The sequence below is a fragment of the Ruegeria sp. BA2 genome (assembly GCF_056539605.1).
This window is the reverse complement of the sequence record NZ_JBQFVE010000011.1, coordinates 17291-27672: the sequence shown is the minus strand read 5'-3', so window position 1 is coordinate 27672 and position 10382 is coordinate 17291. Positions and strand designations below refer to the sequence as shown.

Annotated in this window: 15 protein-coding genes; 9 read left to right on the top strand and 6 right to left on the bottom strand. The window is 58.2% G+C overall.

Annotation, left to right across the window (positions count from 1 at the left end; translation table 11 throughout):
* Position 1 precedes the first annotated feature (1 nt).
* The 7 genes from acpS to ACR0NN_RS19205 all read left to right on the top strand — a co-directional run bounded on the left by acpS (position 2) and on the right by ACR0NN_RS19205 (position 4415).
* The gene (acpS, locus tag ACR0NN_RS19235; protein WP_170724423.1) at positions 2-421 is read left to right on the top strand and encodes a holo-ACP synthase; all 420 of its coding nucleotides are present in this window, start codon (positions 2-4) and stop codon (positions 419-421) included.
* Between the two features lie 59 nt (positions 422-480).
* A complete protein-coding gene (gene lepB / locus ACR0NN_RS19230; protein ID WP_170724421.1) occupies positions 481-1320 on the top strand; it encodes a signal peptidase I in 840 nt (279 codons plus the stop codon).
* Entirely contained in the window at positions 1317-1994 is a 678-nt protein-coding gene (gene rnc, locus ACR0NN_RS19225) for a ribonuclease III (RefSeq protein ID WP_170724416.1), read from the top strand. The genes lepB and rnc overlap by 4 nt, the downstream gene beginning before the upstream one ends.
* Before the next feature lie 19 nt (positions 1995-2013).
* Positions 2014-2526, top strand: coding sequence for a GNAT family N-acetyltransferase (locus ACR0NN_RS19220; protein ID WP_170724413.1), 513 nt, complete (start codon positions 2014-2016; stop codon positions 2524-2526).
* A gap of 168 nt (positions 2527-2694) precedes the next feature.
* On the top strand, positions 2695-3603 hold the full coding sequence (gene era / locus ACR0NN_RS19215; RefSeq protein WP_170724412.1) for a GTPase Era: 909 nt from the start codon (positions 2695-2697) through the stop codon (positions 3601-3603).
* Positions 3604-3658: 55 nt separating this feature from the next.
* Complete coding sequence (locus ACR0NN_RS19210; RefSeq protein WP_170724409.1) at positions 3659-3988, top strand: DUF1491 family protein; 330 nt, start codon at positions 3659-3661, stop codon at positions 3986-3988.
* Between the two features lie 103 nt (positions 3989-4091).
* Entirely contained in the window at positions 4092-4415 is a 324-nt protein-coding gene (locus ACR0NN_RS19205) for a SemiSWEET transporter (RefSeq protein WP_170686678.1), read from the top strand.
* A 9-nt stretch (positions 4416-4424) separates the two neighbouring features.
* On the opposite strand, the gene ACR0NN_RS19200 is transcribed toward ACR0NN_RS19205, so the two are convergent.
* The gene (locus ACR0NN_RS19200; protein WP_170686679.1) at positions 4425-4814 is read right to left on the bottom strand and encodes a VOC family protein; all 390 of its coding nucleotides are present in this window, start codon (positions 4812-4814) and stop codon (positions 4425-4427) included.
* A 162-nt stretch (positions 4815-4976) separates the two neighbouring features.
* Here ACR0NN_RS19200 and recO point away from each other — a divergent pair, with 162 nt between their 5' ends.
* Positions 4977-5702, top strand: a complete 726-nt coding sequence (recO, locus tag ACR0NN_RS19195; RefSeq protein ID WP_170724405.1) for a DNA repair protein RecO — start codon at positions 4977-4979, stop codon at positions 5700-5702.
* Here the strand turns inward: recO and ACR0NN_RS19190 are convergent.
* From ACR0NN_RS19190 to ACR0NN_RS19180, 3 genes are all read right to left on the bottom strand, one after another.
* The gene (locus ACR0NN_RS19190; RefSeq protein WP_170724401.1) at positions 5686-6078 is read right to left on the bottom strand and encodes an META domain-containing protein; all 393 of its coding nucleotides are present in this window, start codon (positions 6076-6078) and stop codon (positions 5686-5688) included. The two genes, recO and ACR0NN_RS19190, sit on opposite strands and share 17 nt — an antisense overlap.
* Positions 6079-6090: 12 nt before the next feature.
* The gene (locus ACR0NN_RS19185; RefSeq protein ID WP_170724399.1) at positions 6091-6633 is read right to left on the bottom strand and encodes a hypothetical protein; all 543 of its coding nucleotides are present in this window, start codon (positions 6631-6633) and stop codon (positions 6091-6093) included.
* A 214-nt stretch (positions 6634-6847) separates the two neighbouring features.
* A complete protein-coding gene (locus ACR0NN_RS19180) occupies positions 6848-8539 on the bottom strand; it encodes an acyl-CoA dehydrogenase family protein (RefSeq protein WP_170724396.1) in 1692 nt (563 codons plus the stop codon).
* Between the two features lie 144 nt (positions 8540-8683).
* Here ACR0NN_RS19180 and ACR0NN_RS19175 point away from each other — a divergent pair, with 144 nt between their 5' ends.
* Positions 8684-9448 (top strand): sulfite exporter TauE/SafE family protein, encoded by a 765-nt coding sequence (locus ACR0NN_RS19175; protein ID WP_170724394.1) that lies wholly within the window; start codon positions 8684-8686, stop codon positions 9446-9448.
* Here ACR0NN_RS19175 and ACR0NN_RS19170 read toward each other — a convergent pair.
* Positions 9445-9987, bottom strand: coding sequence for a hypothetical protein (locus tag ACR0NN_RS19170; protein WP_480685324.1), 543 nt, complete (start codon positions 9985-9987; stop codon positions 9445-9447). The two genes, ACR0NN_RS19175 and ACR0NN_RS19170, sit on opposite strands and share 4 nt — an antisense overlap.
* A gap of 33 nt (positions 9988-10020) precedes the next feature.
* A complete protein-coding gene (locus ACR0NN_RS19165) occupies positions 10021-10311 on the bottom strand; it encodes a hypothetical protein (RefSeq protein WP_170724391.1) in 291 nt (96 codons plus the stop codon).
* Positions 10312-10382: the final 71 nt, after the last annotated feature.

Here is a 10382-nt window from a genome sequence, read left to right as displayed (position 1 = left end):
CATGATCCTCGGCATCGGCACCGACCTCGCCAATATCGAACGCATTCAAGGCACGCTCGACCGGTTCGGCGACCGGTTCCGCAACCGCGTCTTTACCGAGACCGAGCAAAGCAAGGCCGAACGCCGCCACGATACCGCAGGCACCTACGCCAAACGCTGGGCCGCGAAAGAGGCTTGTTCAAAAGCCCTGGGCACCGGTCTGCGCATGGGCATCGCGTGGAAGGACATGGCGGTGACCAACTTGCGCACGGGCCAGCCCGTCATGCATGTCACCGGCTGGGCCGCCGAGCGTCTGAAGGAAATGACCCCCGAAGGACACGAGGCGATCATCCATGTCACCCTGACCGATGATCACCCCTGGGCGCAGGCCTTTGTGGTGATCGAGGCCCGCCCGCTTCAAGAAGCGCCCTCACAGCCTTGACTTGCCCCCAACTGACCCGCATGTAGCACCCCAACCACGCAGAGACTGGAGAGAGCAGTATGGCCGAGGAAGCCAAATCCGGAAACGCCATTTGGGAGACGATCAAAACCATCGTCTATGCCCTGCTGATCGCGGGCATTTTCCGCACCCTGTTCTTTCAGCCGTTCTGGATTCCTTCCGGGTCGATGAAGCAAACCCTGCTGATCGGGGATTTCCTCTTCGTCAACAAGATGGCCTATGGCTATTCCTATGCGTCCTGCCCCAGCCTCATTATCCCCAGCGTTGGCCTCAACATCGATGCCGAAGACATCTGCGGCTGGATGCAGAGCGATGACAACTCGCGTCTGATCGGCGGCGACCCTGATCGCGGCGATGTCATCGTCTTCCGCCATCCGGTCACAGGCCGCGACTATATCAAGCGCCTGATCGGCCTGCCGGGTGATCGTATCCAGATCCGCGCAGGCCAAATCATCCTGAACGACACACCTGTGCCGCAGCAACCTGACGGTGTGTTCACCGAAGTTGCCGAACCGCAGGGCCCGCAAGGCCTGCGCCCGCGCTGTTCCAACGGTCCCGTCGGGATCGGCGGTGTTTGCGAAAAGAACCGGCTGATCGAAACTCTGCCGAATGGCGTGTCCTACGACGTGCTGAACATCGGCAATCAGGGATCGGACAATACCGGGGTCTATACCGTACCCGAGGGCCACTATTTCTTCATGGGCGACAACCGCGACAACTCGGCCGACAGCCGTTTGCCGCAATCCGCCGGTGGCGTGGGCTATGTACCCTACGAAAACCTGATCGGTCGCGCCGACAGGATCATGTTCTCGTCCGCTGGCCGCTCGATGCTGTTCTTCTGGACTTGGCGCAGTGATCGCTTCTTCAAGGCGGTCAATTGAAGCTATCGGCTGAGATAAAAGCGTTCCAGCAACGTCTGGGATATGAATTCTCGGACCTTGAGTTGCTGGTGCGTGCGCTGACCCATGGGTCCGTCTCTTCCGCCACACGCCCCGACAACCAGCGCCTCGAATTTCTGGGCGACCGGGTGCTGGGCCTTGTCATGGCCACCGCACTGCTGGAGGCTGACAAAAAAGCCTCCGAAGGGCAACTAGCCCCCCGGTTCAACGCGCTGGTCCGCAAAGAGGCCTGCGCCGACGTCGCCCGCCAGATCGATCTGGGCGCGGTGCTGAAATTGGGCCGGTCCGAGATGCTGTCCGGAGGTCGTCGCAAGCAGGCCTTGCTGGGCGACGCGATGGAGGCGGTCATCGCGGCCATCTACCGCGACGCAGGATTCGAGGCTGCCCGAGACGTGATCCTCGCCCTCTGGGGCGATCGCATCCACAAGGTCGAGGCCGACGCCCGCGATGCAAAAACCGCCCTGCAGGAATGGGCACAGGCCCGCGGCCAGAAACCACCCAGCTATGTCGAGGTCAAACGCACCGGCCCTGACCATGCCCCGATCTTCACGATCGCCGCTCGTCTGCAGAATGGTACCGAAGCTCAGGCCACCGCAGGCTCCAAGCGACAGGCCGAACAGGCAGCGGCAAAGGCGTTGTTGGAACAGTTGTCTTGATCCTCTGCGCAGCCAGATCATGAAAATCAGACCCGCCCAAAAAACCGACGCCGCCAGCCTTGCGGCCCTGTCAATTGAGGTCTGGATCGGAACCTATCTAAAGCGAGGTGTGAATTCCTTCTTTGCCGAATTCGCACTGTCCGAATTCACAACCGCCCGGTTCGAAGCCATATTGGACGACGGCCAAGATCTCTTGATGGTTTCTGAAAACGAAGACGGGATCGACGGCTATATTCGGCTTGCGGAAAGTCGCGCCGCACCCGTGGACGGGCTTTCTGATCTGGAGATCGTAACGTTCTACGTCCAGCCCCGCCATCATGATAAAGGCATCGGCTCTGCGCTGCTGGACGTCGCGGTCGACTACATGCATGAAAAAGGGCGCCCTTCGATTTGGCTGACAACCAATTCTGAAAACACGCCCGCAATCGACTTCTATCTAGCCAAAGGGTTCCGGCAGGTTGGTGTCACGGATTTTCGCATCGGAGATCAAGCCTACCCGAACCATATACTTGCACTGCACCCTTCGACTTAGCCTCGCAATCAAACCTGGCCGTTGCTCGCGCTGGCTGAGCGGGCAGCTACGCCCTAATGCTCACGGACTGGCCTTTTCCCACCGGCATCTGCTATGCGACAAATCCCTCTGGCCCGTCCGGACATTCTGCTATAGGGGTGCGCACTTGCAAACAGGATCGCAGGACACATGAGCACACGCGCCGGATTTATCGCCCTGATCGGAGAGCCCAACGCAGGCAAATCCACCCTTTTGAACCGCATGGTCGGGGCCAAGGTCTCGATCGTGACGCACAAGGTGCAGACCACCCGTGCCCGCATCCGCGGCGTCGCGATGGAGGGTGATGCGCAACTGGTGTTTGTGGACACCCCCGGCCTGTTCAAACCCCGCCGCCGCCTGGACCGCGCCATGGTCGCCGCCGCTTGGGGCGGGGCTGCGGATGCGGATGTGGTCGTGCTGATGATCGAGGCGCATCGCGGTATCACCGAAGGTGTCGAACGCATCCTCGAAGGCCTGGAAGAGATCGGGCAGGGCCGCACCATTGCACTTGCGATCAACAAGATCGACAAGGTGCCCTCGGAAAAGCTGCTGGCGCTGACCAGTGACCTGAATGCGCGTTATCCCTTTGCCGAGACCTTCATGATCTCGGCCGAAAAAGGCCACGGTGTCGACGACCTGCGCAAATGGCTGGCCTCGGAACTGCCCGAGGGCCCGTGGCTCTATCCAGAAGACCAGATTGCGGATCTGCCTCTGCGCATGATCGCGGCTGAGATGACGCGCGAGAAACTGACCCTGCGCCTGCATCAGGAACTGCCCTACCAGCTGACCGTCGAGACCGAGAACTGGGAAGAGCGCAAAGACGGCTCGGCCAAGATCGATCAGGTCATCTATGTCATGCGCGATGGCCACAAAGGCATCGTGCTGGGCAAACGCGGAGAAACCATCAAAGCCGTCAGCCAGGCCGCGCGGGCGGAGCTGGAAGACTTCCTTGACCGCAAGATCCACCTGTTCCTGCAGGTGAAAGTTCGGCCCAACTGGCTGGAGGAATCCGAGCGCTACTCGGAAATGGGCCTGGATTTCAAAGACGGCAACGCATGACCCGGGCCAAGAATTTTCGTCGAAAATTCTCAACCCCTGCGGAGAGGTCAGTGCCATGACCCGGCTGACTGCAGAATTCTGGGTGCATGCCTATCTTGCGCGGCTCCGGTTTCAGGAAATACCTGCCTTTGTGGTGGCGCATGGTGATGATACTGCAGGCGCGGTGTTGATCAAACTCAACACGCTCGACGGGCAGGCCATGGCCTTTCAGCGCAGCTTTGATCTGATGAGTGGTGAACGTAAGTGGGTTGAACTTTCCAGCGGACCCGAGCCCGATGTCGATGCCGCCATCCAACGCCAGTGCAGCTTTGACCCTGATCTCTGGGTGATCGAGGTGGAAGACAGGCAGGGCCGGCATCTTCTGGGCGAAGAGGGGCTCGAATAGCAGAGAGGTCTTGGACCCTCGGGCCAAAGCGACTATTTTGTCGGCGATCCGGCCAGTAAGAACCGGCCATTCTACCAAGACCCTAAGACCCAGAGGTGATGTCGTGGCTGAAACGCTTGCTGAGAAACTGGAAAAGTCGGAACTTGGCCACTGGATGCAGCGCTTCGAAGGCTTCATGGTCTTCATCGGCGTTGTCGGCCCCTTCGCAACGCTGCCACAACTGATCAAGCTCTACTTCACCCATTCCGAACATGCGACCGGCCAGTCGCTGTTGTCCTGGTCGCTTTACGCGGCACTGTCGCTTCTGTGGTTCGCATATGGGCTGGTGGTCGGCAAGTTGCCCATCTATGTGGGCAACGGTATCTCGATGGTGCTGAACCTACTGATGGTTATCGGCATTCTGATCCACGCCGGGGTCACATTCTGAAAAGTGCGATTATTCCGCCTCGCCGAAATAGACAAAACTCATCTTGTTTCCATCAGGGTCGCGCGCATAAGCGCCATAGAAGTTCGGACCATATTGCGGTCGCTCACCCGGATCGCCCTCATTGGTGCCACCATTGGCAAGCGCAGCCGCATGTACATCGCGCACTTCCGCTTCGCTTTCACATAGCAGACCGACCATATTGCCGTTTCCGACCGTCGCTGTTTCCTTGTCAAAAGGCGTTGCAACCCACATGGTGCCGCCCCCGCGCAGCTCATAGCAGACAGCATGGGGCATGTATTCGGCGATGACCTTGCCGCCGATTTGGGGCACAACCGCGTCGTAATAGCTGCGCGCTTTGGTGACGTCATTCGAGCCGATCATGACATAGTTAAGAGACATATCTGAAATCCCAACAATAAGAACATAAAGAGAACATTAATCGCTGAATACGTTTCGCGCAACAGGATTCTTCCCAGTGCCCATCCGGTCCAAATTGTAGCTTGAACCCGCAACAGCCATAAGATTTGCTGCATGTATATCTGATGACTAACGGGGCCAAACTTGGACTGGCGCGATCACGGCATACTTCTGACCTCTCGCCGCCATGGGGAAACGGCAGCGATTATCGAGGTCTTTACCGAAGCCCATGGCCGTCATGCCGGCATCGTGCGCGGGGGGACCAGCCGCAAGATTGCCCCGATCCTGCAACCGGGCGCACAACTCGATGTGCTCTGGCGCGCGCGGCTTGAGGAACATCTGGGCAGTTTTCAGGTCGAACCCCTGCGATCCCGCGCGGCGGCTGCGTTTTCCGGACGGCTGGCGCTGGCCGGGCTGAACGCTGTTGTGGCCCTGCTGTCCTTCTGCTTGCCCGAACGCGAACCGCATCCTTCGATCTATAAGCAGACTGAACAGTTGATGGATCTGTTGGGGCAGGATGAGGTCTGGCCACTTGCCTATTTGCGCTGGGAACTGGCGCTGCTAGAGGAATTGGGTTTCGGCCTCGATCTCTCGGCCTGCGCCGTAACGGGCGCGAACGAGGGATTGGTCTATGTCTCCCCCAAAACAGGCCGCGCGGTCAGTGCAACCGGGGCAGGAGAGTGGGCCGACAAGCTGCTGCCCCTGCCGCCTTGCCTGCGTGGCGAAGGCGCAGCCCCGGATGCCGAAATCGCCGATGCCCTGCGGACAACCGGATATTTTCTGGAAAACCATCTGGCCCCTTCGCTGGGCCACACACCGCTGCCCGATGCGCGGGCGCGGTTTGTAGCGCAGTTTATTCGACGGCTTTGAACACCATCTCGTGCCCGTCCTCATTGCGGAGGATCAGCACATCGCCCGAAACCTCCGACTGGGTCATCGCCATCAGCGCGGCGAAATAGAACCCCTCGGCTTCAAGCCCGGCGCAGGCAGCGCGGGTTGCGGCAAGGTCGGCAATCTCGAACCACGGATAGGGCGCGTTCAGTTTGCCAGAATAGGTGTTGCAGGGCGCATTGCCTTCGATCCGACCCTCCCCGGGAAAGCGTAGCAGGGCACTGGCTTCAAAGGGTTGCCCGTCAATTTCCTGCAGCGCCCATGTCTGATCCGCGGCGCCATAGGCGGCGACGGTTTCATCCTTGTCACACTGGAACAGCGCCACAAGGGGCAGGATCAGGGCCAGACGTAACATTGCAATATCCTGTCAGTAAGGGTTCACGCCGGTGATCAGTTCTTCACGCACCTCAAGGCGCGGTCGCCAGTTGTATTTTGTATCTTCGCGAACGGGTGCCCAAAACAACATCCCGCTGTTGCGCCACGGGTCAAGGATGATGCCGTCATACATCGACGCCCCTTTGGCGCTGATCAGGGCTGAATGATGGATGATCCGAAACGCTGTTGGCGGCGAGGTGACCCAATGCAGGTCCAGCGTGCGAAAGTTTTCCTGCTTCAGTCGCGTGGTCATCGCTTGCGCCCAGTCATTGCACAGGCCTTTTTCGCGAAAACCGTTGATGACCTTTGCGTTGTGAATGATCGCCGGGTCGGTGACGTTCCACTCCTGCTTGAGCTGGCTGGAATAGGCATATGAAATCTCGGCCGCTCGCCGTGCCTCGGCCGGATCGACCTTGGGGTCAAGCTGTTGGATCGCCTGCGCCAGCTGGTCCACATCGTCAGGGCCTGTGACCGGGGCCATGGCACATCCGGCAAGGACCAGACAGGTTGCCAGGATTGAGAAAATGATCTTCACGCGATTCTCCTTTGACCAGCACGAGGGGCTGGTTTCGGTTGAGGCCGTTTAACCGATTTCCTCCCCCGATCCGAGGGGGAAGTTTCGCCCATTGCACCGCAAAAAATGTTGTACAACTCGGAAGATCCGGGCCCATAGGTCAGTACAACACGGAAGAAAAAGAAAACCCGGCGCGAGGCCGGGTTCAGTTGGGGAAACTGCGTCGGTCCGGGCGTCAGCCCAGCAAGCGACGCGCGATGACTTGCGCTTGAATTTCAGCGGCACCTTCAAAGATGTTCAGAATGCGTGCATCACACAGTACGCGGCTGATCTTGTATTCCAGGGCAAACCCGTTGCCGCCATGGATCTGCAGCCCGTTATCCGCAGCGGCCCAAGCGACCCGCGCACCCAACAGTTTGGCCATTCCGGCCTCAAGGTCACAGCGCTGGCCATGGTCTTTTTCCCATGCAGAATAATAGGTTAGCTGCCGCGCGATCATAATTTCGACCGCCATCATCGCCAGTTTGCCTGACACGCGTGGGAAGTTGATAATCGCTTTGCCAAACTGCTTACGGTCCTGCGCATATTGCATGGCGATGTCCAAAGCGCTCTGTGCCACTCCGATGGCGCGGGCCGCCGTCTGGATGCGCGCAGACTCGAAGGTTTCCATTAACTGCTTGAAACCTTTACCTTCTTCGCCGCCCAGCAGGTTTTCACCCTTCACCTCAAAACCGTCAAACCCCAGCTCATATTCCTTCATCCCGCGATAGCCCAACACCTCAATCTCACCCCCGGTCATGCCCGGAGTAGGAAAGGGGTTCTCATCGGTGCCGGGTGTCTTCTCGGCCAGGAACATCGACAATCCACGGTGATCGGTACTGTCGGGATTGGTGCGCGCCAACAGGGTCATGACATGGGTTCGTGCGGCATGCGTAATCCATGTTTTATTGCCTGTTATCTTATAGTTACCGTCCTCATCCTTGACGGCCCGTGTGCGCAGGCTGCCCAGATCAGAGCCCGTGTTTGGTTCGGTGAAAACTGCGGTGGGCAGAATTTCTCCTGATGCGATCTTGGGCAGCCAATGCGCTTTTTGCGCGTCAGTGCCGCCAGCAATAATCAGTTCAGCGGCGATCTCCGGTCGCGTACCCAAGCTCCCCACACCGATATAACCCCGAGACAGCTCTTCCGACACAACAACCATCGAGGCTTTGGACAGACCATATCCGCCGAATTCCTCGGGGATGGTCAGGCCAAAAACGCCCATTTCTGCAAGATCTTCAATGACTTCCATCGGGATCAGCTCGTCCTTCAGGTGCCACTCGTGCGCATTGGGCTCGACCTTTTCCTGCGCATAACGCCGGAACTGATCGCGGATCATCTCAAGCTCATCGTCGAGACCTGAGGTGCCGAACATGGTGGCGCCGGGCTGTTCTTGCATCAGCTCAACCAGACGGGTTCGCGCCGCCTGAGAATTGGCTTGCGCCATCAGGGTTTGAACCTCGCTGCAGTGGAATCCGGACAGGGCATCCCAACCAAGCCCAAGGTCCTGCAAACGCACAACTTCTCCTTGGTTCATGGGGATGCCGCCAGCGATCTGATGCAGGTATTCACCAAAGGCTATTTGGTGCAGCAACTGCTCCATCTCACCGAATTTACCATCGGCCTGCAGCGCCTCGGCCCAGCGTTGCATCTGTTGCAGCGACTGTTGGTAGGTTGCCAGCCACGCCAACCCATGCGCCGCCGTCTGGTGCGCTTCGATCAACGCGCCCGAGATGCGATCTTCGCTTGTTACCATGGCATGCACGGATGCGAGCGCTTTGTCGAACACCGTTTCCACAGCAGGCAAGGCAGCCGCGCTGAGTCTCAGAAGCTCGGGCAAAACCGCTTGTTGCGTCATGTTCGTTACATCCTGTCCGTCATGGGCCATGAATCACGTCCTCTGCTGGGTTGTCTGGTCATATCATGCTGCACGTGCAGCGCAACAAAAATACGTAAATGATCCACAAAAAGTTCAATAATTACCCGCCTACTTTTGCGATGCAGAAAAATATTGAAGTGATATGAAGGGCCAATGGGACTGTTTTCACTGATATCGCCACAAGAATTGTACATGGCTTTGGTCGTGGCATTTGTCGCGGGCTGGGTCAAAGGCATGGTCGGGTTTGCCATGCCAATGGTGCTGATATCTGGCCTTAGCATGATGCTACCACCCGATCTGGCGCTGGCGGGTTTGATCCTGCCCACGCTGGTGACCAACGGTGTGCAGGCCCTGCGCGAAGGGGCACCTGCGGCGGTGGCTTCAATCCGCAAGTTCCGCGTGTTTCTGGGGGTTGGGTTGGTCTGCCTGTTGGCGAGTGCTCAGCTGATCAACATATTGTCTCCAAAGGCTTTTCTGTTGATCTTAGGTGCGCCGGTCTCGTTCTTTGCCTTGGTTCAACTGCTTGGGTGGAAGCTTACGCTGCAGGCCCCGTCAATGCGGGTTGAGGCGATGGTTGGCGCGGTGGCCGGCGCTGTCGGAGGGGTCTCGGGCGTGTGGGGTCCGCCCACCGTGGCTTATCTGACGGCGCTGAATACGCCGAAGAAGGATCAGATGCGGGTGCAGGGCGTGATCTATGGTCTGGGGGCTGTGGCGCTTGTTGCTGCGCATACAGGATCGGGTGTTTTTCGAATCGAGACGGCGCTGTTTTCGGCGCTGCTGATCGTCCCGGCGGTTGTGGGGATGCGGGGTGGGCAGTTTCTGCAGGACCGCATCGATCAGGCGCAGTTCCGCAAGCTTACTTTGCTTGTGTTGCTGATTGCCGGGCTGAATCTGCTGAGACGGGGCCTTATGGGTTAACTACGCCGCTCGATGATGCGGAATGCAAAATACAGTCCCAGCATCAGAAAAAACAGCCCTGAGATGTCTCCGATCAGGAAGGCAATATACTCGACTGTCGCGCTGCCAAAAGCCAAGTTGGTCAAGGCAGATACCAGCACCGAGGTTATGACACCCACGCCCATCACGCACAGCCAGCATGGTTTTCGGTCAGCGCGTGGGAACAGGTCCCATCCCAGCGCTTTGCAAGCATAAAACACGGCTGGAACGGTGGTGACTGCGATTGCGATTGCCAGCAGACGGCTGGGCAGCAGCGCATCCCAGCCACCGATAGCGGCAAAGACGATAAAGACACCCGGCAGCAGAGCAAATATTGCGCGCCATCCCAACAACCACGCCGACAGAACCCGTACCCCATGTGGCAGGAACAGAAGGCTGGCATGGCTGGCATATTCGGGAAAAAACACGTTCTGTAGCGGCATCAGAACCTCGAATGTGAGGAATGATGCAGCGACATAGGCCAAAGAGGCATAAAATGTGTCAGAGGCCCATCTGCGCACGGGATTCAGCCGATTGCAGACTTCAGGCAGCGATCACCTAGGTGCATGAACCAGATACCGCCCACGATTTGCACTACCGCTTTGCGAAAGATACCCTTTCTGAACCAGCGATTTGAGGGCCCGGAAAAAGGTTGGGCGCGAAACGCTTTTGACCAACGTGTGCTCGATCAAACCGAAGGTGCGGACCTCGGTATCGTTTTTCGACAGCTCTTCGGCCGCATAATAGATGTCGCGCTCGACAGGAGAGAGTTCCTCGAGGCCCAGAGTGCGCTCCATGCTTTGCATCAGTTTGCGAAGTTCGGTGAGTTTTGAGATTTCAGTCATTACCTGCCCATAGTTTCCGTGTCAGATCAACGCAGTTCGAAAGGCTAAAACCTTTGGAACAAATCAATCCA